Raw genomic sequence first — 22,573 nt, forward strand, 5'->3', positions numbered from 1 at the left:
TCAGCTGCTCGAGCGTCCGGAACTGCTGCCCCAGCCACCCCAACCGCTGCGAGCGGAAGACTGGCTGCCGAAGCCGCCACGGGAGGTCGACGAGGCGACGTTCACCGGTTTGCTTTTGCTGCTCTCGTAGTCCGGTTGACTGCGCGGCGCCGATTCGATTTTGCGGTACTGCGTCGAGGTGTTGTAGGGCTGACGCGTGTCGCGATCGCGGTAAACGGTGCGGTTGGCGTTGTTGCTCATCGCATTGCCGATCAGCCAGCCCGTGAGCCAACCGTTGCCGCCACCACCAGAGGCGTGTGAAATGCTTTGCGCGTTCTGCGCAGCCGCTGCTTCATCGGCAGGCATCTGCGCGTTGGCAAGCGCATTCAGGTCCTGCGGGGGCTCGCCGTTCTGCGGTACCTTGAAACCGCCGAGTTTGGGCACGAAGCGGCCGTCGGAGTTTTTCTGGCACCAGTCGGCGGCGAAGTCAGCGTCGCACGTGGCCTTGTCGGCGTAGGCCGGGGCAATGCGTCGGTGCTCGGTCAATGCCGCGACGTAGGCGTTGGAGCAGACATCGGCGGCCACTTCGGCGCCGACGCACTCCTCGACCGATTGGAAGCGTTGCTGATCCTGCGCGGCAACCTCGCCGGAAATCGCCAGCGCCACCGAAGCGGCGAGGGACAGTTGAACGTACTTGCTGCGTTTCATCGAAGGCTTCCTGCCGATCAGTTGGACGGGGTCATGCACGCGGCATTGAGCATGCCGACACTGATGGCCACTGCGGCCACGTAGATGCCCGAAGCGATTTCACCGTTGGCGATCCGCTTGGAGGTGCCTTTGAGAACCAGGCCGGTGGCGAGGAACGCGAGCAATTGCACCACCGCCGCAATCACTGCCCACAGCACGAAATCGAGGACGTTGACCGAAAACGCGATGACATTGCTGGCCGGAATCGCAAAACCGATGATCGCGCCGGACAAAGCGATCGCGGCAGCGATGTTGCCGGAGCGGATCAGCTCAAATTCTTTGTGTGGCGTGATGCGCGTGTAGACGAACTGAAACAGCATGAACAGCAGCACAGCGCCGATCAGGTAGACGACGAAACCGACCAGCGCGGTCTTGTTCAGGGAAACGGCCAGCACTTCCAGCATGGAAAACGTCCTTTTTAAATGGTGCTCAGATCAGTCGTGTACAGCGAAATACCCAGCGAGGTGCTCAGGCTGACGGTGCCTTCTTCGTCTTGTTCGACGGAGAACAGCAGCAATTCGCGGCGATCGGTCAGACCAGTCTCGCGCGCATAAAGCATTGAGTGGTGTTCGATGGTGTAACTCTCGTCCGGATTGACCACGTGTTCGGTCAGCGGGACCAGTTCGGTCTGGCCCAGCTCGGTGCCCCATTCGCGGCTGTACTGGACGCCGTCGTGGGTGTAGGTCGGCAGGCCGATCGGGCTTGCAGGACCGGCCAGGCGCTGGAGCTCGGCGTCACTGTTGATGGTCACGTAGTTGAGGTAGTTGAACAGGGTGACCGACTCGATCTGGTCGTCACCGGTGACGTGGATCTGCAGCCAGAAATCCTCGTTGTTGAGGTAGTAGCGATGCAGTTTGTTGGATTGGCCAAGGTCGATCCAGCCAGCGCTCCAGATTGCCTCTGCCGCCGGAACCTGCACCGAGGTGCTGCCATCAAGCAGTAAGGCCAGGGTCGAATCGAATCGCACGCCTTTGCCCTGTGCCATTCCGAGTGGGCCGCCGGCTACCGGAGCGGGCGCAGCCGGCTGCCAGTTGCTGGTGCCCAGCAAATCTTTTAACCATCCCATGGGTACATTCCTTGAGCCGGGTGGAGGTGTTCGTCGGTAAAAAAACGTCGCTAGTGTACCGGGCCGGGCGGCGAACGAGCAGGCAAAATGCAAATATTCTGGGTGCAAAAAACCTGTAAGAGCTGCCGCAGGCTGCGATCTTTTGATCTGGATTGAAGATCAAAAGATCGCAGCCTGCGGCAGCTCCTACAGGAGAGCGATTTTACTGCGCGGACTTCTGTTTCAGACGCTCAAGAATCGCATTGGCGCTGCCTTCGTTCGGCGTGATGCCGGCGTCGCGCAGTTTGCGTTCCAGGTCGTTGCCGGTCGAAGCGTCGGCCAGTTCGTCGGCGGCGCTCAGCTCGGCAGCGCGTTGCTGCTGCTTGGCCTGCAGACGGTTCAGGGTGCCGACGGCGGTTTCCAGTTTGCCGTTGGCGCCGCCGCTGGCGATGGACGCGCTGACCTGCGCCTTCTGCACGCTTTCACGGGCCTTGGCCATGTCCACCTGCTGGCGCAGGCTCTTGATTCGCGACTCGGCCTTGGTGATGTCCTTGCGCATGTTTTCGGCGTAGGTGCCGAACTCGTCGCTCTGGGCTTTCTCGGCGGTCAGGTCGTTGGTCAGGGTCGAAATCGCTTCGGCCACTTCCATGGCCAGGTCTTCGCGGCCAGCGTTCAGCGCGGCAACCGCCTTGGCTTCCAGATCCTTGATCTTCGCGTCGTACTCGCTCACGCGGTCGGCGGCCAGCTTGTGCTTGGCCATGATGGTGACCAGCTCGCGGCGGGCGTTGGACAGCGCGGTGTCGGCGTCGCGGATTTCCTGATCGAGGATGCGCAGGGCCTGCTGGTCGACGATCGCTTCGCCGACTTCATTGGCGCCGCCGCGCAGAGCGGTGAACAACTTGCTCCAGATGGACTGAGTCATTGGATATTCCCTGTTGATTACTTGAAGAAGTGTTCGAAGGCTTCGCTCGCGCGCTGCACGTTGTCGACCAGAGTTTTCACCTCGGTGACGACGTTGGTCAGGCTCGAGTCGGCGCTGAGAGCGCCAAACATGTTGTAAACGGTCTGACCGTTGGGCATCGACTCGATGCCGATCGACGACAGCGGGAACATTTCCCGGCTGCGCAGCACGGCGTCGTTGAAGGCGCGCACGTCAGTGATCGAATCGATGTCCACCAGCACGGTGTCGACGATGATCTGCTGACCGGCCACGGCGATGTGAATCGGCAGACCGCCGAATTCGTTCATTTCCAGCTTGATGCTGGGTTCGGAGCTCTGGATCAGAGACAGCGTGATCTCGTGCGAAGCCACCTCGTCCAGAGCCTTGAGGGCGTTGAAGAGGCTATCGATGTTCCAGTTGTTGCCTGCGCTCATGTAATTCTCCGACATGAATGAGCCAGCCAGAATCGGTTGGCGTAGCTGTTGCTCCATCTGCTTGAGCAAGCTTCGGTTTTCCGGAAGCACCCAAGTTTCGTGTTTCACATAACCGGCGGCAGCCAGGCCCGCGCGCATCTGCTTCATGTAGAAGCTCGACGGTTTTTTCGCGGACGGTTTCGAGCGCTCTCCCTTTGGGCTCTCTGACGCAACAGTGGGGGAGCGGCTTTTCATGGCAATGACTCCGTTATGAACATCTCACGCGTGAGCCACACTACAACCAATTCAAAGTGCCATCAATGGCTCACGCGTGAGATTTTCATGACAGACGAAAAAACGCCCGCAACGTGGCGGGCGCAAGTTTTTACCGGGTGTGTCGTGATGGATCAGCGCCCCAGAAACTCCTCGGCCGAGACCACGCTGGCGTAAGCGAAACCCAGTGCCGACATGAATGCCGCGTGGACCTGAGCGGCAGGCACCGTGACCCCGTTGAATTCCAGGTCACGGCAGGCGCAGGCGTCGTGGATTACCGTGACGCCGTAGCCCAGGTCGGCCGCCGCACGGCTGATGCCGTCGATGCACATGTGGCTCATGCTGCCGACAATCACCAGATCCCTGATGCCTTGTTCATCGAGAATCGATTGCAGCTCGGTCTCCCGGAACGAATTGACGAAGTGCTTGAGCACCACCGGTTCGTCCGGACGATTGAGTACTTTGGGATGCAGTTTTGCGCCGTCCGAGCCCGGGGTGAAAAACGGTGCGTCGGCCGAAGTGAATTCGTGGCGAATGTGCACCACCGGATCGCCCGCTTCGCGGAACGCGGCGAGCAGTCGTGCGGCGTTGTCGGCGGCGGCTTCAGCCCCCACCAGCGGCCACTTGCCTTGGGGGAAGTAGTCGTTCTGGATATCGACTACGATGAGCGCTTGTCTGGTCATGGTGTGTCCTCGATGCATGGGCTGGAAGTGGATTCAGTATTGGCGCTGGCCGACGTTTCGAGGATTGGCCGGACCGACAATAAGCAGGGGAAAACTGACATGGGCGCAGAAAGGGCCGCCACGGTGGAACTGGGCGTACTGATGTACCCCGGCGTACAACTGGCGGCGGTGCATGGGCTGAACGATCTGTTTGCGGTCGCCAACCGGATAGCTGCCGAGCGTCAGGCGGCGCAGTTACCGGTGCTGCGCGTCAGTCACTGGAAAGCCGACGCCGCGCAGACGCCGCAGCGGGTGTACGACAGTCATCCCGGCGCTGACAGTCATTTGCTGGCAGTGCTGATTCCACCGTCCCTCGGCAGTTTTTCTGCGGCCAGCGTTTCAGCGCAATGGTTGCAATGGCTACGTGATCAGCATGCCCGTGGTGCAACCCTCGGCGGTGTCTGTGTGGGGTCGATGCTGCTGGCCGAAAGCGGCCTGCTCGACGGGCGTAGCGCCACCACGCACTGGACCTCGGCCAAGGCGTTTGCCGAGCGTTATCCGAACATCCGGCTCAAGGCGGATACGCCGATTGTCGATGACGGCGACTTGATCACCACTGCCGGGCTGATGGCTTGGTCGGAGCTGGGTTTGCGCCTGGTCGACCGGCTGCTCGGGCCGAGCATCGCCAGCGGCACCGCGCGCTTTCTGGTGATGGAACACAGCGACAGCGCCAGTGCCTGCGGGAGCAATTTTGCACCGATCCTCAGTCATGGCAACGCGGCGATTCTCAAGGTTCAGCATTGGCTGCAAAGCACCGGCGCCACTGATGTTTCGCTGACCTCGATGGCAGAGCGGGCGGGGCTGGAGGAGCGCACGTTTCTGCGTCGCTTCCGTGCGGCGACCGGGTTGAAACCCACCGAATATTGCCAGCATCTGCGGGTTGGCAAGGCGCGAGAACTGCTCGAATTCACCAATGGCACCATCGACCACATTGCATGGACGGTGGGCTATCAGGACCCGGGAGCGTTTCGCGCGATCTTCAAGAAAATCACCGGGCTGACGCCAAGTGATTATCGGGCGCGGTTTGGTGTCTCGGGATAGTCCAGACACGCCATGACCTGTGGGAGCAAGCCCCACCCACATTGAAATCTGGGGCGCTGAAATCGTGCAAATTACCGGGCCCTGGCGCCCGGTCGTGCAGATTGAAACGGGCCTGATGCCATCACGTTTTCCGCAAGCATTTGATTCACCGAAGTTTTCCACAGACCCCCGATTGGCCTGATCTCTGCACCGTTCATCACTCCATTCACCCATCCGCTGCAAGGGGGACGCATGACCCCGACGCCAGGCAGAAAAATCGTCGTCGCGCACTCGGTGCGCGCTGGCGCGCCACACCATGAAGTGCAGACCAACAAGGCGCTGGCCCGTTGGCTGGCGCAGATTCTCGGGCTCAGATTTGCTGGCAGCTACGACCCGGAAAAGCACCGTGGTCGGGATCTGTACTGGCTGCCGACGCAAACCATTGTCGGCGCCAGTCAGGCACAGGCCTTGGGCATCAAAAGCGCGGATGATTTATGGGGCGGATTCGTCGAACACGATTTCATCTGCACCAAAGCCATCAGTCACGGCCTGCGCAGCCACCTGGCCCACGCGCCGCAAGGCTGGGCGCCGCAGTTCTGCGAGCGTGTGCGCGACGTGGTGCTCGATGGCTTGACCGTGTTTGCCCTGGAAGACGCGCGGCCCGCCGCCGAGCACTTGCTGTACAGCGGCCCCATTCGCCTCAAGCCGATTCACGCTTGTGCCGGTCGCGGTCAGGAAGTTATCAACAGCCTCGACGCGTTCGACGAGGTCCTCGCTCGAGTGGATGCAGCAGCGTTGTTCCGCGATGGCGTGGTGCTGGAGCAGGACTTGAGCAAGGTCGTCACCCACAGCGTCGGTCAGTCATTCATCGGCGGCAAGGTGCTGAGCTACTGCGGTGATCAATACTTGACTCAGGACGCCCATGGCGAGGACGTCTACGGCGGTTCGAATCTGCTGGTGGTGCAGGGCGGTTACGATCAGTTGCTGGCGCTGGATTTAGCGGATGACGTGCGGCTGGCCATCGAGCAAGCGCGGATGTTTGACCGGGCGGCAGACGAGGCCTACCCGGGTTTCTATGCCTCGCGGCGCAACTACGACATCGCTCAAGGCCTGGACAGCAATGGCAAACCGCGCAGCGGTGTGCTCGAACAATCCTGGCGTATGGGCGGTGCCAGCAGCGCTGAACTGGCCGCGCTGCAGAGCTTCGTCAACGCTCCGCAGATGCGGGCGATCCGTGTGTCGACCGTAGAAACCTACGGTGATCAAAGCCTGCCGGCGGACGCCATCGAAATCTATCGCGGCCCGGCCGAGAACAGCGACTTTCTCCTCAAATACGTAACGGTCAAATCCTATGACGGCTAGAAGCGAAAGCATTCAGATCGACATTGATGACGAACAGATGAGCGGGACGTTTCTCAGTCCCAAATCGAAAGTCCCCGGCGTGTTGTTTGTGCACGGCTGGGGTGGCAGCCAGGAGCGTGACCTGGAGCGCGCCAAGGGCATCGCCGGGCTGGGTTGTGTGTGCCTGACCTTCGACCTGCGCGGACACACCGGTGGCACCGGCATTCCGCTGACCCGGGTCACGCGCGAAGACAACCTGCGTGACTTGCTCGCGGCCTATGATCGCCTGTTGGCGCATCCGGCGCTCGACACCTCGGCGATTGCGGTAGTCGGCACCAGTTATGGCGGCTATCTCGCGTCGATTCTCACCTCATTGCGCCCGGTGCGCTGGCTGGCGTTGCGGGTGCCGGCGCTGTATCGCGACGAACAATGGCATACGCCCAAGCGTGATCTGGACAAGGCTGATCTGCGTGACTATCGGGCGACGCTGGTGCGTGCCGACAGTAACCGCGCCTTGCACGCCTGTTCGCAGTTCACCGGGGATGTGTTGTTGGTGGAATCGGAAACCGATGACTACGTGCCCCACGCCACGATCATGAGTTATCGCGCCGCGTGTCAGCAGACGCATTCGCTGACGCACCGGATCATCGACGGTGCTGACCATGCGCTGAGCGACCCGGTTTCGCAGCAGGCCTACACCTCGATTCTGGTGGACTGGATTACCGAGATGGTGGTCGGGGAGCGGTTGAGCATCATTCAGTCCACTTGAGCACATCCCCCTGTGGCGAAGGATGACTAGGGCTTCTTCTCGATCCGCAACGCCTTCGCCTTGGCCTCGACCAGCAGATACATCACCACCGTGATCAACAACGGCAAAAGAAAATAAATCGCCCGATACGCCAGCAATCCCGCCACCAGACTGCCCCGCGAAACTTCGTGCTGCAGCAGCGCGACGAACACCGCTTCCAACACTCCAAGCCCCGCCGGAATGTGGGTGATGACCCCGGCAATCGCACTGATCAACAGCACGCCAAGCACCAATGGATAATCCAGCTTGCCCGGCAGCAAGGTGAAAATCACCGCCGCCATCAGCGACCAGTTCAGCGCACCCAGCAGCAGTTGCAGAACGGCCATGCGCAGGGACGGCAGGTTGATTTCCACCCCGCGAATCGACCACTCGCGGCGCTTGGAGAACTGGCACGCGGCGAGGTAACCGGCACTCAGCAGCAGCAACAGCACGCCAATGCCCTGCAGCGCATCGCTGCTGATTTTCCAGCCCGGCGGCATGCTCACCAGGCCACTGCTGAACACCGCGCCGGCAATCGTCATGTAGCCGAACCAGTTGGTGGCCAGGCTCAAACCGAGAATCTTGGCGATGTTGCCTTTGCTCACCCCCAGGCGCGAATACAGCCGATAGCGCATGGCGATCCCGCCGACCCAGGCGCTGAGATTGAGGTTGAACGCATAGCTGATGATCCCCACCGGGAGGATCTGTTTCCAGGTCAGGTCCTGGCGGATGTAGGTGCGCCCTATCAGGTCGAAGCTGGCGTAGGTGAGAAAGCTCAACAGGGTCACGGCGGCGGCGATGAGCAGTGTGCGCACCTTGAAGTCGGCCAGGGTCTGCAGCACTTCCGCCCATTCGATGCGCGTGGCAAACATCGTCAGCAACACGATCAACGCGAGGAAGAACAGCAGCGTCAGTGGGCGTTTCCAGCGACTCCATCGAGAATGCACGGCGGGCGCTGCTTGCGCTGAGGAATGGCTCATGACATGCGCCCCCGAAACGGCTTGAGCCGTGGTTTGTGCGCCGGCAGCCAACCGGCCATTGCCGGGAAATGCCGCAGGAAGTGGAACACCAGAAACCCCACGGTCATGTGCCAGATCCGTCCGCGTGGCACCTTGCTCGGGTCCATCGCCTTGCAGTGGTTGTGGCTCAGGTCTTCGAGGCGCTGGAACAAGTGCTGATTGAACGTGCGATCGCGGATCAGCACGTTGGCTTCCAGGTTCAGTGACAGGCTCAGCGGGTCGAGATTGCTCGAACCGACCGTGCTCCATTCCTCATCCACCAAGGCGACTTTGCCGTGCAGCGGGCGCTGGCAATATTCGTGGATCTGCACCCCTGCCTTGAGCAGATAGTCGTAGGTCATGCGCGCCGCCAGTTTGGCCACCAGCATGTCCGGTTGACCTTGCAGGATCAGGCGCACCTCGACGCCTCGGCGCGCCGCGTTGCGGAGCTCGCGCAGCAGGCGGTAGCCGGGGAAGAAGTAGGCGTTGGCGATCACCACCCGGCGTTTGGCCCGGCGCAATGCGTGCAAGTACACGTCTTCGATGTCGGTGTGGTGCTGATCGTTATCACGAAACACCAGGCGCACCTGACCGTCGTGATCGTTGAAAGCCATGTCTGCCCGACGCTGGCGCCGACGTTGCCACCAGAAGCGTGCACGGCCTGGCCGACCACTTTGCAGCAGGGCGAAATGATGGATGTCAGCGACCGCCGGCCCTTGAACCTGCACCGCGTAATCCTGTTTCGCTTCGGGGCCGAAGTCGGCCAGGTGATCGCCGGAAAAGTTGATCCCGCCAATGAACGCGATCAGTCCGTCGACCACCACGATCTTGCGGTGCAGACGGCGGAACCAGTTGGTGCGAAAACCCAGGTGCTTGGGCGCCGGATCAAACATTTGCAAGTGCACGCCGGCGTCGCTCAATGCCGCGAGATAACCAGTGGTCAACTCACCACAGCCGAAACCGTCGAGGCTGACGGTGGTGCGCACGCCGCGCCGGGCGGCGTCGATCAGGATCTGCTGCAACTCTGCGCCGACCTTGTCTTCGAAAACGATGAAGGTCTCCAGCAGGATTTCACTCTGCGCCGCACGCATGGCGTCGAACACCCGGGGGAAATATTCCTCGCCGTTTTCCAGCAATTCGACGCGGTTGTTGCCCTGCCAGCTGTACTCGACATCGACAGGCCCGGGCTCGCGTACCGGCGGGTTGATGCTGATCGGTTCCACGGCGGATTTCTCCAGCGGTGCGCTGCTCATAGTTCGATCTCCACCGATAACGGGGCGTGGTCGGAAAGGTGTGACCAGGGCCGTGTTGTCAACACGTTTGGCTCGCTGGCCTTGAGGTTACGTACGTAGATGCGGTCCAGGCGCAGGATCGGCAGACGTGCCGGAAAACTGCGCGCCGGTTTGCCGTGATGTTCGGCGAACACTTCGCGCAGGCCGCAGGGTTCGAGCAGCGCATCGGCGCGCTGGCGCCAGTCATTGAAGTCACCGGCGACGATCACTGGTGCATCAGCCGGCAGTTGCGCGATGCGCTCGCCGAGCAGTTTCAATTGCGCATTACGATGGCTTTCGCGCAGACCCAGATGCACGCAGATCGCATGCACTTCGACGCCATCGCCCGGCATGCGTAGCACGCAATGCAGCAGCCCGCGGTTCTCGTGGCCGCTGATCGACACGTCGAGGTTGTCGTGGCGGATGATCTGGAATTTCGACAGCAATGCATTGCCGTGATCGCCCTCCGGGTACACCGCGTTGCGCCCGTAGGCGAATTGCGGCCATAGACTGTCGGCGAGGAACTCGTATTGCGGCATCGTCGGCCAGTTGCTGTAGCGCTTGGGATGATGCTCATGGGTGCCGTGGACTTCCTGCAGAAACACCACGTCGGCGGCCACGCTGCGCACGGCTTCGCGCAACTCCGGAAGGATGAAACGTCGGTTGAGCGCAGTGAAGCCCTTGTGGGTGTTGACCGTCAGCACGGTGAAACGACGCACCGACACTTCAACGCTGGTCTGCTCGTCGGTGAACCCGACCGGCTCTGGAATACTCATGTCAGCACCCCTTCGGCAGCGGGTTCGCCGGGGGCGGTGGCGAGTGTTTTATCCAGCTCAAAACAGTGGAGCAACCGGCGCGCGTCGTAGGGCGCGCGGACTTTGATGTCGTTGTCGAAATAGCAGAACACTTCGCGGGACTTGCGCGCCCGGGGCTTGAGGCGTGGCGCGATCAGGTGCGCATCGCCGGGCTGTTGACCGTGGTGCCAGGCGTCGATGCGTTTGGCCCAGTTCTGCAGCGCCGATTCGCTGTAGCCGCTGGCGTAGAGTTCTTCGGCACCGTGCAGGCGCAGGTAGACGAAATCGCTGGTGAGGTCTTCGCGGTACGGCCATTTGCCGGCGGTGTCGGCGATCACCAGGGCGGTGTTGTAGCGTTTCAACAAACGCACGAAGTCGGGGTCGATGAACGTGTCATTGCGCACTTCCACGGCATGGCGCAGCGGTTTTTTGCGCCAGGCTTTCAGGCTGGCGTGGCCGTGCAGGTGCGCGTCGTGCTGACGGGCGAGGGCGGCGGCCGCCTCGGTATCGTGGGGCAACAATGAGAGGAAGTGTTCGAAGCGCTCGGGGTCGAATTTGAAGTTCGGCGGAAACTGCCAGAGGATCGGCCCGAGCTTTTCCTTGAGCTCCAGCACCCCGGAGGCGAAGAAATTCGCCAACGGTTTTTCGATCTCGCGCAAGCGGCGCACGTGAGTGATGAAACGCGGCGCCTTGACGCTGAAGACGAAGTCGTCCGGCGTTTCGCTGTACCACTGCGCATAACGTTCGGGCCGTTGCAGGGCGTAGAACGATCCATTGATTTCGATGCTGTTGACCGCCCGTGATGCGAATTGCAGTTCGCGCTTCTGGGTCAGTCCCTTCGGGTAGAAATCCCCGCGCCACGGAGCGTAGCGCCAGCCGGAAATACCGATGTAAATCGTTGCCATGCCGCCCCTCCCGTGGTCAGTCCTCATACAGCCTGTGTCTGTTGATGACTGTGGGCGGTTCGGGAAAGTTTCGGTGGCGTTACGGACGGTAGTCTGTAGGAGCTAACGGAGGCTGCGATCTTTTGATGTTGTTTTTCAAGATCAAAAGATCGCAGCCTTCGTCAGCTCCTACAGGGGGATATCATTGAGACAGCTATTTGATCAGTGACCGGTGACGACTCGTGTAGTGCTTTCGGCATAGGTCGGACCAAGGCGATCCAGTCGCCCGCTCCAGGCCGTCAGCGCGAGCGCCACCAACACCACCAGCCCGCCGATCCACGCTGTGTGAATCAGGCCAAGGTGTTCGACGATCAGCCCGCCGCCCCATGCGCCACCGGCAATCCCCAGGTTGAACGCCGCGATGTTCAGCCCCGATGCCACGTCCACCGCCTGCGGCGTGTGATGTTCAGCCTGACGCACCACGTACACTTGCAGCCCCGGCACATTGCCGAACGCCACCGCGCCCCACACCAGCACCGTGGCCAGCGCCAGCCATGGGTTGCTGGCGGTAAAGGTCAGTACGAACAGCACGGCGGCGAGCAGGGCGAAGATGATTTTCAGGGCGCTGATCGGCCCACGCTTGTCCGCCATTTTACCGCCCCAGATGTTGCCGGCCGCCACCGAGACGCCGTACACCAGCAGCACCAGGCTGACGGTACTGGCGCTGAAACCGGAGATGTCCTGCAGGATCGGCGCCAGGAAGGTGAAGGCGATGAACGAGCCGCCGTAACCGATCGCGGTCATGGCGTACACCAGCAACAGGCGCGGTTGTTTCAGCACTTGCAGTTGTTGCAACAGCGACGCCGGTTTGCTGTGGGCGATGTTGTTCGGCACATACAGCAGGCTGCCGATGAAGGCGATCACACCCAGCGCCGAGACCGCGAGGAAGGTTTCACGCCAGCCGAAATGCTGACCGATGAACGTGCCCAGCGGTACGCCGGTGACCAGCGCCACGGTGAGGCCGGTGAACATGATCGCAATCGCGCTGGCGGCTTTTTCCTTGGGCACCAGGCTGGTGGCGATGGTCGAGCCGATGGAAAAGAACACCCCGTGCGCCAGGCCCGTGACGATCCGCGCCAGCACCAGTGATTCATAACTGGGCGCCAGCCAGGCCAGCAGGTTGCCGAGGGTGAACAGCACCATCAGCGACAACAGCAACAGTTTGCGCGGGACTTTGCCGGTCAGGGCGGTCAGCACCGGCGCGCCAATGGCAACGCCCAGGGCATAGAGACTGACCAGCAGGCCGGCGGACGGCAGACTGACGCCGAGGTCGGCGCCGATGGTGGGTAGCAGGCCAACGATGACGAACTCGGTCGTCCCGATGGCGAAGGCGCTGAGGGTCAGCGCGAGCAAGGCAATGGGCATGACAGCACTCCGGTAGAGGTTTGAATGGAGCGCAGTGTCGAGGTTTGGCTTGTGCGGAAAAATACAGGGCTGGGCATTTGATATTTGCCGCTGACGCAAATATCCACAGTCTGCTGTGAACCCTGTGGTGAGGGGAATGCAGTGGGCACTGGGGTTATTCAGGCAAAAACCGAACTTGTCCGCCATTCACCGATCAGTTCCTTACAGGTTCAGCCAAGAGGGATCGCAGTTTTGATCAAGTTCAGGATCGCCATTCTGCTGGGAGCGCTGCTGTTTCTCGGCGCCAGCGAACTCGAAGCCGCCGCGCTGCCGGGGGTTCCGGCTGCCGCTGAAGAGCCGGCCAAACCCGAGCCGATTGTGCAGGGCGGTCTGCTCGGCGCGATCAGTTCGAGCATCGACGACGTGCAAGACAAACTCGACCTCAATGAACATCTGGTCGACGCCTGGCGCCTGCGTGCCGATCGCGCGGCGGACGAGGTCGACAAGCTGGTTAACCAGCCGTCGAACCGCTCCGGCTGGAGTGTCGCCGGGGATTTCCTGATGTTGTCCGGCGTGTGGCTTGGCGCCTTCGCGCTGCTCACGGTGCTCGGCAGCCTGCTGGCCAAGCGGCTGAGTCAGGGCCGTTGGCTGCGCACCCGCCAGCGCAGTCAGGACCTGGTGGGTTACTTGCTGCCGTACACAGTGCCAGCGCTGATCTGCCTGCCGCTGACACTGTACGTCAGCCACTTTCTGCAGGCCTCGGTCGGTCGGGCGCTGGCGCTGTGTCTGGCGTATGCCACCAGCAGCGGTATTTTCTCCACCTCAATGTTGTTGTGTGTGGTGGTGATGTTCAACGTCGGGCACAAACGGCCTGCCGCGCGGATCATCCGCGACTACTGCCCGAAACCGCTGTTCCTGATCGGCTTCCTCGCGGCCCTCAGTGACGCGTTGACCAGCCCGCAGATCGCCCGTCAGCTGGGCGGCAACATCACCAGCAGCGTCGCGGTGTTCACCGGGCTGATCGCCTCGATCATCTTTGGTCTGCTGGTGATTCGCCTGCGCCGGCCGGTGGCACATCTGATCCGCAACCGGCCGCTGGCCCAGCGCCTGAAGCAGCCGTCGATGCAGGAATCACTGCGGATTTTTTCCGGGCTCTGGTACTGGCCGATTGTGTTGATGGTGCTGGTTTCGGCGGTCAATCTGATCGGCATCGGCGAGGACAACCAGAAGGCCCTGCGCTGCGCGTTGTTCACCACGGTTTTGCTGATCGGCACGGTGTTCCTCAGCACTATCCTCCAGCACCTGTTCAAGTCGCGCAAAGCCGAAGCGATTCAGCGCAGCAGCGCCTACAAGGAACGCTTTCTCAGCCTGTTGCACGCCTTGCTGCGGATCGTCATGGCGATCGCCTTCATCGATATTCTCGGGCGGATCTGGGGCGTTTCGCTGCTCGATTTTGCCCAGAGCAGCACCGTCGGCCGGGCGATCAGCAATGCGTTGAGCAGCATCGGCCTGATCTTCCTCGTCACCTGGCTGTTGTGGGTGGTGCTCGACACGGCGATTCAGGAAGCGCTGAAACCACCGGTCAGCAAACGCTCGTCGCGCCAGCCCAGCACCCGGGTGAAAACCATCCTGCCGCTGCTGCGCAACGCAATCAAAATCATCCTGGTGGTGATCTGCGCGATCACCACCATGGCTAACCTCGGCATCAACGTCGCACCACTGTTGGCGGGTGCCGGGGTGGTCGGTCTGGCCATCGGTTTCGGCTCGCAACAACTGGTGCAGGATGTGATCACCGGGCTGTTCATCATCATTGAAGACACGCTGTCGATCGGCGACTGGGTGGTGCTCGATTCCGGGCATGCCGGCACCGTCGAAGGCCTGACCATTCGCACCCTGCGCCTGCGTGACGGCAAGGGGTTTGTACACTCGGTGCCGTTCGGTCAGATCAAGGCAGTCACCAACCAGTCACGCCAGTTTGCCTTCGCGTTTTTCTCGGTGCAGTTCACCTACGACACCGATGTCGACAAGGCCATCGAACTGATCCGCCAGACCGGTGATTCAATTCGCGAAGACCCGTTCCTCAAGTACAACCTGCAAGGGCCGCTGGATGTATTTGGCGTGGACAGAATGGACTTGAACGGCGTGGTGCTGACCGCGCAATTCCGTACCGTGTCGGGCGGGCAGTATGCGGTGAGCCGGGCGTTCAATCAGCGTTTGAAAAAGCTTGTGGATAACAGCGCCGAGGTGCATTTCGCGCAGACTTATCCACAGCAGGTTTTGTTGCCGAGGCGGCAGGGTGAGGGGGAGTTGGTGGCGAGCGAGGCGCCACAACGGTCGAGTACCTGACCGCCGGATTTTGTGCTGGGATTGCCGGCCTCTTCGCGGGCAAGCCCGCTCCCTCATTGGATTTGTGAACGACGCAGATCCCCTGTGGGAGCGAGCTTGCTCGCGAAAGGGCCGGAACTGTCGACATCAATGCCGGATCAGCTTGCTGCGCACTTGCTCCATGGCCACCTGATCCAGCTCAGTCCAGAAAACCTGCTTGCCAGCAATCTCGGCAGCAACCGGCATCCCATCGCGATACACCAGCCGATTACTCACCAACGCCGGTACTTTCGCCCCTGGCAACAACGTCCCGGCCAGGTTCAGCGGATCAACCCCGCACACCGCAACCAGACTGCCGTCATGCGCCCGGCGCCGAACCTCGCGCAGTAATGGAATCGCCTCGGGCAAGGCAAACTGCTCCCCCGCCAGACCACTGACAAAGCGCCCGCCACGAATCTCGCCACGGGCCTCCAGCCGATGAAACGTGCGCAGCAATTCGCGCCAGCTCGGCAGCCATTCCGCTTCGCGCTCCAGCAGGCGCCAGAACACCACGCCATAGCGGCGCAGCAACGTCATGGCGACATGTTCGAGGGTTTCCGGTGAGGCCATATGAGCGCTTTCCTGCCGTGGCCCGCGGCGCAACAACGCCCAGCGCCCGGCATCGTCCATGCCACCGACAAACGCGCCGCGCCCACGACGACTGCTGCGTTGCTGGCGCTTGCTCGCCGGGGTGATCAAGGCGCGCAAGCCGGCGAAGCTGTCGGCGTTTACCAGGCCGGCGCCGACCAGTTCCTGCAAGGCGATTTCCAGCTCGGTGCGCAGCAGATGCGCCTCGTGAATCAGCTCATCGAAAAACAGCGCGCCGTGCTGACTCAGCGCCTCATAAACCTTTTGCGTTTTCGGCGACAGTTCGCTGACCGGCGTCTGCTCGGCCAGTCCACTCCACAAGCCGACCTGACTGCGCGGCAGCAGCACAATCGGCGTACTGCGCAACGCCGTGCCGCTGACTTTCTGTCGGGCGCTGAGGCGCGTCCACACCAGTTTGCCGTTGCGACACAGCTCATCAAGCCAGCTCGGCGAATAGTCTTTCAGGCGCGCCGGGAGAAGGTCGCTGTCCCACGCCGAAGCCGCTGCCGGGTAACCTTCGAACTGGCCGATAATTGCCGGCAGCACCGCGTGGCCCTGACCGCGCGTAGCAGCGGACAGGTGCTGCCAGTCGAACAGAAAGCGCATGAAATCCTGCAACGCCACCGGCTCGATTTCCCGGCGCAGACGCTTGACCGTGTAGCGATGAATGCGCGCCAGCAGATGCCGTTCGCACCACTCCTCAACGGCTACGCCCGGGGTGAAATGCCCGCGCAACACATAGCCTTCTCGCTCCAGTTGCGCGAGGGCCTGATTGACCTGCGGTATCGGCAACGCGAGTGGTTCGGCAATGGCGGCTAACGGCAGCGGACCGAAGGCGCCGAGTCGGGCGCGGATCACTTCGATCAATGCGTCATCGACCGTCCAGATATCATCGAACCCGGGCAGCGCTGCTTGCGGCGGTTGCAACGTGGCCTGTGGATAAAGCGCTTGCAGACACTTCAGGCGCTCGCGCGCGAGCCACAACGAGCCAGGTTGCGGATGAGTAGTGACTGTGAGGCTGTCTTCGCGAGCAGGCTCGCGAAGCTTTTCTTTTGCTGGCGGAACGGTCAAGCGGCAGGCGCGACCGCTCGCAGTCAGCGCGTCAAGCCATTCGCGCCAGTGTTCGCCAGCCTGAACTTCAAGGTCGCTGACGCACGCCAGGCTCATCAGCGCCTCGTGCATTTCATCGACGTTGGCCGGCGTCGGCCACGCTTGCTCGCGCACCGCGTTGATGGCGTCGGCGTCGAGTGCACCGAGATCATCGGTGGATTGCGGATCGCTCCAGCGTCGGTTGATCACCGCTTGGGTGCGGCGTTCTTCCAGCGGTGCATCGTCGAGAAAGCTGTACGGTCGCGCACTGAGAATTTCCGCCGCCAGCGGCGATGGTGCCGGCAGATCGCAGCTGATCAACCGCACCTCGCCACGCTCCATGCGCCGCAGCAGCGTGAGCCAGCCGGCGCTGTCCATGGCCTCGTGCAAGCAATCGTCGAGCGTCTGTTCCACCAGCGGATGCTCGGGAATTTCCCGTTCGCCGGCGAGGTTTTCCAGGCAGGCGATCTGATCGGGGAACACACTGGCAATGAGGTCTTCGCTTTTCATCCGCTGCAACTGCGGCGCGACTTTGCGCCCGCCGGTAAAACGCGGCAACGCCAGGGCCACGCCGGCATTCCAGCGCCAGCGCACGCCGAACAGCGGCGCGTCGAGAATCGCCTGAATCAGGATGTGCTCGGCGCTGTTGCTGTGCAGGTACCGCCAGACATCATCCAGTTCGAAACTGTGGCTGGTGGACAGCGACAGGACGATCGCGTCTTCGCTGGCAGCTGCCTGCAACTCGAAGTTGAACGTGCGGCAGAAACGCTTGCGCAAGGCCAGGCCCCAGGCGCGGTTGATGCGGCTGCCGAACGGTGAATGGATGATCAACTGAGTACCGCCGGACTCATCGAAAAACCGCTCCATCAGCAGCGTGTCCTGCGAGGGCAGGGCGCCGAGGGTCAGGCGAGCGCGGGCGAGATACTCCACCAGTTGTTCGGCGCTGGCACGGTTCAGGCCCAGGGTTGCGGTCAGCCAGTCGAGCGCCGGTTGCAGATCGCCGGGGCGGACGCCAAGCAGTTCATCGAGGGTCGCTTGCAGGCGCGCCACCGCCGCCGACAATTCATCGCTGCGCCCCGGGGCTTCGCCGAGCCAGAACGGAATGGTCGGCGGCTGGCCCTGGGCATCCTCGACGCGCACCTTGCCGGTTTCCACCCGCAGGATGCGGTAGGAGGTATTGCCGAGCTGGAACACATCACCGGCGATGCTTTCCACGGCGAAGTCTTCATTGACGCTGCCGATGTTCAGGCCCTGCGGTTCGAGCAACACGCTGTAGTCGGCATTGTCGGGAATGGTGCCGCCACTGGTCACGGCGGTCAGTTGCGCGCCACGGCGGCCGCGTAGCGTGCGGCTGACGGCGTCGCGGTGCAGGTAGGCGCTGCGGATGCCCTGACGACCGTTGTAGCCTTCGGCGAGCATGGTCAGCAGCGCCTGATAGTGTTTTTCGTCGAGATCGCGGTACGGCGAGGCTTGGCGGAACAGCGCCAGCAGCACATCTTCCGCCCATTCCCGGCAACTGACTTCGGCGATGATCTGCTGCGCCAGTACATCCAGCGGCGCTTCGGGGATGTGCAGGGTGTCGAGTTCGCCACGGCGCACGCAGTCGAGCAGGGCGGCGCACTCAATCAGGTCGTCGCGGGTGGTGGCGAACAGGCGACCTTTGGGCGTGCCGCCGACCTGGTGCCCGGAACGACCGACTCTTTGCAGAAACCCGGCAATCGAACGCGGCGAGGCGATCTGGCAGACCAGATCGACTTCGCCGATATCGATGCCCAATTCCAGCGATGCGGTGGCGATCAGCACTTGCAGTTCGCCGCGCTTGAGCCGCTGTTCGGCGTCGAGGCGGAATTCCTTGGCCAGGCTGCCGTGGTGCGCGGCCACAGCGTGTTTGCCGAGGCGCTCACTGAGGTGTCGACTCAAGCGTTCGGCCAAGCGCCGGGTATTGACGAAAATCAGCGTGGTGCGGTGTTCGCGGGCCAGTTCGGCGAGCCGGTCATAAACCAGCTCCCAGACGTCGTTAGCCATCACTGCCGACAACGGCACCGGCGGCACTTCGATGCCGAGGTCTCGGGGGCGAGCGTGGCCGATGTCGATGATTTCGCAGGGGCGATCAGTGCCGACCAGAAACCGTGCCACGGCCTCGATCGGCTTCTGTGTGGCGGACAAACCGATGCGGGTCAAGGGTTCGGCGCACAGCGCCTGCAGACGCTCGAGGCTCAGCGCCAGATGACTGCCGCGTTTGCCGGCAGCGATGGCGTGAATCTCGTCGATGATCACCGTGCGCGTGCTGCCGAGCATTTTGCGTCCGGACTCGGAGCCAAGCAGCACGTACAGCGATTCCGGGGTGGTCACCAAGATGTGCGGCGCGCTCTTGCGCATGGCGACGCGATCTTTCTGTGGAGTGTCGCCGGTGCGTACGGCGGTGGTGATTTGCAGTTCGGGCAGGCCCATCTGGCGCAACTGCTCGGTGATTCCGGCCAGCGGATTTTGCAGGTTGATGCGGATGTCGTTGGATAAAGCCTTGAGCGGTGAAACGTAGACCACCAAGGTTTCGTCCGGGACGCCGTCGGGGTTTTCCAGGCCACGGTGGACGAGGTCGTCCAGTACGGCGAGGAATGCGGTGAGGGTTTTGCCGGAGCCGGTGGGCGCGGCGATCAGCGTCGAGCGGCGCTGGCGGATCAACGGCCATGCGCGGGCCTGGGCGGCGGTGACCGACGGGAAGGTGCTGCTGAACCAGGCGCTGACGGCGGGGTGAAAGCCAGCCAGGGCGGCGTCCTTGGGGATGGGCAGATTCATGCTCAAGTTATGCGGGTGGGGGCGGCAAGATGCAAGTACCGCTGGGGATCTGCGCTGTTCATCAGGGCCTCATCGCTGGCAAGCCAGCTCCCACAGTGATTGTTGTTGTTCAACAGTTTGGCAATCAACACTGAACCCTGTGGGCGCTGGCTTGCCAGCGATGGGGCCAGTTGATTCAGCACAATTCCCGGCGATCTACACTTTACGGGTGACGGTTGCGCACTAAACCCGCAAAATGCAACGATTCCGGCAATTATCGATGACGGTGTCACCAGCACCGTCGCTAAAGCCATCGTTCCAATCAGACTGGGCCTGCTGACTCTATGCGAATGCGCCTTATGTTACTGGGCGGCGGAAATGCCCTTGGGCAGGCGCTGATTCGCCTCGGTGCGGAAGAAGACATCGGTTTCCTCGCCCCCCGCCCGCCAGAAGACGGCTGGGATGCCGCGAGCCTGACGCAACTGCTCGACGATACCCGTCCGGATGCGTTGATCAACCTCGCCTACTATTTCGACTGGTTCCAGGCCGAGACCGTCAGCGAAAGCCGTCTGGCCGGCCAGGAGCGCGCCATCGAACGGCTGGCGGAACTGTGCCAGCACCACAACATCATTCTTGTGCAACCGTCCAGTTACCGGGTATTCGACGGTTCGCGGGCGACTGCCTACAGCGAAAAAGACGAGCCGGTGCCGCTGGGCCTGCGCGGCCAGGCGCTGTGGCGCATCGAGCAAAGTGTCCGCGCGACCTGCCCGCAACACGTGTTGCTGCGCTTCGGCTGGCTGCTCGATGACAGCCCTGAAGGCACCCTCGGACGTTTCCTCGCCCGCGCCGAACAGCCGGATGAATTGCTCATGGCCGATGACCGCCGGGGCAATCCGACCCCGGTGGACGATGCGGCGCGAGTGATCATTTCGGTGCTCAAGCAACTCGATTGCGCGGCGCCGCTGTGGGGCACTTACCATTACGCCGGCCACGAGGCGACCACACCGCTGGCGCTCGGTCAGGCGATTCTGACCGAAGCACGCAGCCTGCATCCGCTGGCGATCGAAGCACCGACCGCTCAGGCCCATGCCGCGCGGCCGGATGCCGCCGAGGAACCGCAGCACGCGGTACTCGCCTGCAAGAAAATTCTGCACACTTTCGGGATCAAGCCTCGCGCCTGGCGCGCCGCACTCCCGGCTTTACTGGATAGGTTTTATCGTCATGGCTGAAGGCCCTGTTTTAATCACCGGCGGCGCCGGTTTCATCGGCTCGCACCTGACGGACGCATTGCTCGCCACCGGCCATTCGGTGCGGATTCTCGATGATCTGTCGACCGGCAAACGCGCCAACCTGCCGCTGGACAACCCGAAGGTCGAACTGATCGTCGGTGACGTCGCCGATGCCGCGCTGGTCGCGCAGGCCATGCAAGGCTGCAGCGCCGTTGCGCATTTGGCGGCAGTCGCTTCGGTGCAGGCGTCGGTGGACGATCCGGTGAAGACGCACCAGAGCAATTTCATCGGCACCCTGAATGTCTGCGAAGCCATGCGCCAGGCCGGGGTCAAGCGTGTGCTCTATGCGTCGAGCGCAGCGGTGTACGGCAACAATGGCGAGGGCGAGTCCATCGACGAGGACACGCCGAAAGCCCCGCTGACCCCGTACGCCTCGGACAAACTGGCCGGCGAGCACTACTTCGATTTCTACCGTCGCCAGCACGGTCTGGAGCCGGTGATCTTCCGCTTCTTCAACATCTTCGGCCCACGCCAGGATCCGTCCTCGCCGTATTCCGGGGTCATTAGCATCTTCAGCGAGCGGGCGCAGAAAGGTCTGCCGATCACCGTGTTCGGCGATGGTGAGCAGACCCGCGATTTCCTCTATGTCGAGGATCTGGTCGACGTGCTGGTGCAGGCAATCGACAAGCCTGAAGTGGAAGTGGGCGCGATGAACGTCGGCTGGAACCAGGCGATGAACCTCAAGCAGATGTTGCAAACGCTGCAGGCAGTGGTCGGCGAGTTACCTCCGGTCAGCTATGGCCCGGCGCGCGCCGGCGACATCCGTCATTCGCGGGCGAACAACGCGCGTTTGTTGCAACGCTTCAAGCTGCCAGAGCCGACGCCGATGCGTGTGGGACTGGCGCGGTTGCTGGGACGCTAAATCGAAAAAACAAAAAAGGCGCCTTTGCAGGCGCCTTTTTTGTGGGCGGGGTATCGCTTTGACGCTTGTGCAATCCCTGTGGCGAGGGAGCTCGCTCCCGCTCGACTGCGCAGCAGTCGCAAATTCAGTCAACGCGGTTTTTCTGAAGCACCGCTTTTGCCTGGTTCAGGGCTGCTTCGCAGCCCAGCGGGAGCAAGCTCCCTCGCCACATTAGCCCGCATTCACCACCACGCGAATGTTCGAATGTTGCTTAGAACTTGTAGCCCAGACCCACCATGTACACAAACGGATCGACATCAACATTCACCTTGGCACGGGTGCCCGGTGCAACGGCGTTGTTCTCGACAGTCGCGCGGGTGTCGATGTCGATGTAGCGCACCTGGGCGTTGAGCATGATGTTGTCGGTCAGCATGTAGTCGGCGCCGACCTGCCAGGCCAGGCCCCAGGAGTTTTTCGCCTTGAAGTTGCTGAAGCCGTTGGACTGAGCTTCGCTGCCGACGTGCTCGTCGTAGATCCAGGTGTAGTTGATGCCGCCACCGATGTAAGGCTGGAACGGCGATTTCGCATCCAGCGGGTAGTACACGACGCTGAGGGTGGGCGGCAGGTGTTTCAGGGTGCCGAGTTTGCCGTTGGCCGCTGGCAGCGCGGTGCCTTTGATCTTCACGTCATGCTCGAACGGCGAGGCCGCCAGCAACTCGATCCCGATGTTGTTGGTCAGCATGTAGGCGAAGTTCAGACCCAGTTGGGTGTCGCTGCTCATGGTCGCCTTGCCGCCCAGGTTGGTGCCGCTCAACGGACCCTGATCGACTTTGACGCTGGAGCTGTCGGCCTTCGGGTTGACGGTGATCGCACCGGCGCGAACGATGATGTCACCGGCTTCGTGAGCGTGGGCGAGCGGGGCTGCGAGCGCGACTGCAAACAGCGAGGCGCTGAGCAAGGACTTGTTCATGGGAGCTCCAAAAGGACGTTAAAAATGTCTGATGTCCTA

Annotated in this window: 19 protein-coding genes; 6 read left to right on the forward strand and 13 right to left on the reverse strand. The window is 62.0% G+C overall.

Annotated features, from left to right (window positions below; genetic code table 11):
* The 6 genes from KVQ82_RS04150 to KVQ82_RS04175 form a co-directional block, all read right to left on the reverse strand.
* Entirely contained in the window at window positions 1-687 is a 687-nt protein-coding gene (locus KVQ82_RS04150) for a DUF1190 domain-containing protein (RefSeq protein WP_222018097.1), read from the reverse strand.
* 17 nt (window positions 688-704) lie between these two features.
* Window positions 705-1,130, reverse strand: coding sequence for a DUF350 domain-containing protein (locus KVQ82_RS04155; RefSeq protein ID WP_041074455.1), 426 nt, complete (start codon window positions 1,128-1,130; stop codon window positions 705-707).
* 14 nt (window positions 1,131-1,144) lie between these two features.
* Complete coding sequence (locus KVQ82_RS04160; RefSeq protein WP_198758952.1) at window positions 1,145-1,792, reverse strand: DUF2491 family protein; 648 nt, start codon at window positions 1,790-1,792, stop codon at window positions 1,145-1,147.
* 202 nt (window positions 1,793-1,994) lie between these two features.
* Complete coding sequence (locus KVQ82_RS04165) at window positions 1,995-2,693, reverse strand: PspA/IM30 family protein (protein ID WP_041074459.1); 699 nt, start codon at window positions 2,691-2,693, stop codon at window positions 1,995-1,997.
* Between the two features lie 17 nt (window positions 2,694-2,710).
* The gene (locus KVQ82_RS04170) at window positions 2,711-3,292 is read right to left on the reverse strand and encodes a YjfI family protein (protein WP_230679397.1); all 582 of its coding nucleotides are present in this window, start codon (window positions 3,290-3,292) and stop codon (window positions 2,711-2,713) included.
* Window positions 3,293-3,531: 239 nt separating this feature from the next.
* Entirely contained in the window at window positions 3,532-4,080 is a 549-nt protein-coding gene (locus KVQ82_RS04175) for a cysteine hydrolase family protein (RefSeq protein WP_108183955.1), read from the reverse strand.
* A 99-nt stretch (window positions 4,081-4,179) separates the two neighbouring features.
* Between KVQ82_RS04175 and KVQ82_RS04180 the strand changes: the two genes are divergently transcribed.
* From KVQ82_RS04180 to KVQ82_RS04190, 3 genes are all read left to right on the forward strand, one after another.
* Window positions 4,180-5,160, forward strand: a complete 981-nt coding sequence (locus tag KVQ82_RS04180) for a GlxA family transcriptional regulator (protein WP_222018099.1) — start codon at window positions 4,180-4,182, stop codon at window positions 5,158-5,160.
* Between the two features lie 231 nt (window positions 5,161-5,391).
* Entirely contained in the window at window positions 5,392-6,501 is a 1,110-nt protein-coding gene (locus KVQ82_RS04185; protein ID WP_222018101.1) for a DUF3182 family protein, read from the forward strand.
* Window positions 6,491-7,249 (forward strand): S9 family peptidase, encoded by a 759-nt coding sequence (locus KVQ82_RS04190; RefSeq protein ID WP_047296890.1) that lies wholly within the window; start codon window positions 6,491-6,493, stop codon window positions 7,247-7,249. Before KVQ82_RS04185 ends, KVQ82_RS04190 begins: the two co-directional genes overlap by 11 nt.
* 26 nt (window positions 7,250-7,275) lie before the next feature.
* On the opposite strand, the gene KVQ82_RS04195 is transcribed toward KVQ82_RS04190, so the two are convergent.
* From KVQ82_RS04195 to KVQ82_RS04215, 5 genes are all read right to left on the reverse strand, one after another.
* Window positions 7,276-8,247: a lysylphosphatidylglycerol synthase domain-containing protein gene (locus KVQ82_RS04195; protein ID WP_222018103.1), complete on the reverse strand. Its 972-nt coding sequence runs from the start codon at window positions 8,245-8,247 to the stop codon at window positions 7,276-7,278.
* Complete coding sequence (gene clsB, locus KVQ82_RS04200; protein ID WP_222018105.1) at window positions 8,244-9,518, reverse strand: cardiolipin synthase ClsB; 1,275 nt, start codon at window positions 9,516-9,518, stop codon at window positions 8,244-8,246. The genes KVQ82_RS04195 and clsB overlap by 4 nt, the downstream gene beginning before the upstream one ends.
* The gene (locus KVQ82_RS04205; RefSeq protein ID WP_222018107.1) at window positions 9,515-10,312 is read right to left on the reverse strand and encodes an endonuclease/exonuclease/phosphatase family protein; all 798 of its coding nucleotides are present in this window, start codon (window positions 10,310-10,312) and stop codon (window positions 9,515-9,517) included. Before KVQ82_RS04205 ends, clsB begins: the two co-directional genes overlap by 4 nt.
* The gene (locus tag KVQ82_RS04210) at window positions 10,309-11,235 is read right to left on the reverse strand and encodes a DUF72 domain-containing protein (RefSeq protein ID WP_222018109.1); all 927 of its coding nucleotides are present in this window, start codon (window positions 11,233-11,235) and stop codon (window positions 10,309-10,311) included. Before KVQ82_RS04210 ends, KVQ82_RS04205 begins: the two co-directional genes overlap by 4 nt.
* A 201-nt stretch (window positions 11,236-11,436) precedes the next feature.
* The gene (locus KVQ82_RS04215) at window positions 11,437-12,639 is read right to left on the reverse strand and encodes an MFS transporter (protein ID WP_222018111.1); all 1,203 of its coding nucleotides are present in this window, start codon (window positions 12,637-12,639) and stop codon (window positions 11,437-11,439) included.
* A 231-nt stretch (window positions 12,640-12,870) separates the two neighbouring features.
* Here KVQ82_RS04215 and KVQ82_RS04220 point away from each other — a divergent pair, with 231 nt between their 5' ends.
* Window positions 12,871-14,964 (forward strand): mechanosensitive ion channel family protein, encoded by a 2,094-nt coding sequence (locus KVQ82_RS04220; protein ID WP_222018113.1) that lies wholly within the window; start codon window positions 12,871-12,873, stop codon window positions 14,962-14,964.
* Window positions 14,965-15,090: 126 nt separating this feature from the next.
* Here the strand turns inward: KVQ82_RS04220 and KVQ82_RS04225 are convergent, their stop codons facing one another.
* Complete coding sequence (locus tag KVQ82_RS04225) at window positions 15,091-19,455, reverse strand: DEAD/DEAH box helicase (RefSeq protein ID WP_222018115.1); 4,365 nt, start codon at window positions 19,453-19,455, stop codon at window positions 15,091-15,093.
* Window positions 19,456-19,778: 323 nt separating this feature from the next.
* Here KVQ82_RS04225 and KVQ82_RS04230 point away from each other — a divergent pair, with 323 nt between their 5' ends.
* Both KVQ82_RS04230 and KVQ82_RS04235 read left to right on the forward strand, forming a co-directional pair.
* Window positions 19,779-20,663: a sugar nucleotide-binding protein gene (locus KVQ82_RS04230; RefSeq protein ID WP_041074483.1), complete on the forward strand. Its 885-nt coding sequence runs from the start codon at window positions 19,779-19,781 to the stop codon at window positions 20,661-20,663.
* Window positions 20,656-21,585, forward strand: coding sequence for an NAD-dependent epimerase/dehydratase family protein (locus KVQ82_RS04235; protein ID WP_222018117.1), 930 nt, complete (start codon window positions 20,656-20,658; stop codon window positions 21,583-21,585). Before KVQ82_RS04230 ends, KVQ82_RS04235 begins: the two co-directional genes overlap by 8 nt.
* A gap of 250 nt (window positions 21,586-21,835) precedes the next feature.
* On the opposite strand, the gene KVQ82_RS04240 is transcribed toward KVQ82_RS04235, so the two are convergent.
* Window positions 21,836-22,534 carry an OmpW family protein gene (locus tag KVQ82_RS04240; protein ID WP_041074487.1) on the reverse strand — a complete coding sequence of 233 codons (699 nt, stop codon included), beginning with the start codon at window positions 22,532-22,534 and terminating at the stop codon, window positions 21,836-21,838.
* Window positions 22,535-22,573: the final 39 nt, after the last annotated feature.

The organism is Pseudomonas sp. AO-1, from assembly GCF_019775695.1.
GTDB lineage: Bacteria > Pseudomonadota > Gammaproteobacteria > Pseudomonadales > Pseudomonadaceae > Aquipseudomonas > Aquipseudomonas parakoreensis.

Bases quoted from the DNA above. Each gene is read 5' to 3' on its own strand.
- KVQ82_RS04205 (WP_222018107.1), bottom strand. From the start codon at position 10,312: ATGAGTATTCCAGAGCCGGTCGGGTTCACCGACGAGCAGACCAGCGTT.
- KVQ82_RS04180 (WP_222018099.1), top strand. From the start codon at position 4,180: ATGGGCGCAGAAAGGGCCGCCACGGTGGAACTGGGCGTACTGATGTAC.
- KVQ82_RS04230 (WP_041074483.1), top strand. From the start codon at position 19,779: ATGCGAATGCGCCTTATGTTACTGGGCGGCGGAAATGCCCTTGGGCAG.
- KVQ82_RS04195 (WP_222018103.1), bottom strand. From the start codon at position 8,247: ATGAGCCATTCCTCAGCGCAAGCAGCGCCCGCCGTGCATTCTCGATGG.
- KVQ82_RS04215 (WP_222018111.1), bottom strand. From the start codon at position 12,639: ATGCCCATTGCCTTGCTCGCGCTGACCCTCAGCGCCTTCGCCATCGGG.
- KVQ82_RS04175 (WP_108183955.1), bottom strand. From the start codon at position 4,080: ATGACCAGACAAGCGCTCATCGTAGTCGATATCCAGAACGACTACTTC.
- KVQ82_RS04225 (WP_222018115.1), bottom strand. From the start codon at position 19,455: ATGAATCTGCCCATCCCCAAGGACGCCGCCCTGGCTGGCTTTCACCCC.
- KVQ82_RS04240 (WP_041074487.1), bottom strand. From the start codon at position 22,534: ATGAACAAGTCCTTGCTCAGCGCCTCGCTGTTTGCAGTCGCGCTCGCA.
- KVQ82_RS04210 (WP_222018109.1), bottom strand. From the start codon at position 11,235: ATGGCAACGATTTACATCGGTATTTCCGGCTGGCGCTACGCTCCGTGG.
- KVQ82_RS04185 (WP_222018101.1), top strand. From the start codon at position 5,392: ATGACCCCGACGCCAGGCAGAAAAATCGTCGTCGCGCACTCGGTGCGC.
- KVQ82_RS04235 (WP_222018117.1), top strand. From the start codon at position 20,656: ATGGCTGAAGGCCCTGTTTTAATCACCGGCGGCGCCGGTTTCATCGGC.
- KVQ82_RS04165 (WP_041074459.1), bottom strand. From the start codon at position 2,693: ATGACTCAGTCCATCTGGAGCAAGTTGTTCACCGCTCTGCGCGGCGGC.
- KVQ82_RS04150 (WP_222018097.1), bottom strand. From the start codon at position 687: ATGAAACGCAGCAAGTACGTTCAACTGTCCCTCGCCGCTTCGGTGGCG.
- KVQ82_RS04160 (WP_198758952.1), bottom strand. From the start codon at position 1,792: ATGGGATGGTTAAAAGATTTGCTGGGCACCAGCAACTGGCAGCCGGCT.
- KVQ82_RS04155 (WP_041074455.1), bottom strand. From the start codon at position 1,130: ATGCTGGAAGTGCTGGCCGTTTCCCTGAACAAGACCGCGCTGGTCGGT.
- clsB (WP_222018105.1), bottom strand. From the start codon at position 9,518: ATGAGCAGCGCACCGCTGGAGAAATCCGCCGTGGAACCGATCAGCATC.
- KVQ82_RS04170 (WP_230679397.1), bottom strand. From the start codon at position 3,292: ATGAAGCAGATGCGCGCGGGCCTGGCTGCCGCCGGTTATGTGAAACAC.
- KVQ82_RS04190 (WP_047296890.1), top strand. From the start codon at position 6,491: ATGACGGCTAGAAGCGAAAGCATTCAGATCGACATTGATGACGAACAG.